Source organism: Pontibacter sp. HJ8 (assembly GCF_054824225.1).
In genome coordinates, this window is the sequence record NZ_JSYF01000142.1 from 1 (window position 1) to 482 (window position 482).

At 44.2% G+C, this 482-nt stretch carries 1 protein-coding gene; it reads right to left on the reverse strand.

Translation table 11 applies throughout. The features are described 5' to 3' along the window. Window positions 1-64: 64 nt before the first annotated feature. Window positions 65-421 carry a carboxymuconolactone decarboxylase family protein gene (locus OB13_RS07635; RefSeq protein WP_461489565.1) on the reverse strand — a complete coding sequence of 119 codons (357 nt, stop codon included), beginning with the start codon at window positions 419-421 and terminating at the stop codon, window positions 65-67. Between the last annotated feature and the right edge of the window lie 61 nt (window positions 422-482).

Below are 482 nucleotides of genomic sequence, written 5' to 3' on the forward strand. Positions count from 1 at the left end.
AAATACCAGCCCCATCATTCCAACAAAGGCATAGCCCGTCAGCTTTTATTTTCTTTGGAGCTCCCTATTCAGAAGCACCTGGCTGCGCTTTGAGTTCCTCCCAGTATTCTACCGCTCTCCTGAAGTGTGGGATCACAATAGAGCCACCTACCAGATTGGCGATGGAGAATACATCAAACACCTGCTCATCTGTTACGCCTTCTTCATAGCACTTGCCCAGGTGGTACTTGATGCAGTCATCGCAACGGAGCACCATGGATGCTACCAGGCCCAGCATTTCTTTCGTTTTTACATCCAGGGCACCATCCATATACGTATTGGTGTCGAGGTTAAAGAAGCGCTTGATTACTTTGTTATCGTAAGACATGATACGCTCGTTCATGCGCGTACGGTAGTCATTGAATTCTTCTATCTGACTCATTGTTGTGTAAGCTATTGTTGTTTATGCTATAAAAGTATAATAAATAAAGTTACGCGAAATT

What these genes read in the sequence shown, in the direction of transcription:
- OB13_RS07635 (WP_461489565.1), bottom strand. Translation starts at nt 421, where the DNA reads ATGAGTCAGATAGAAGAATTCAATGACTACCGTACGCGCATGAACGAG.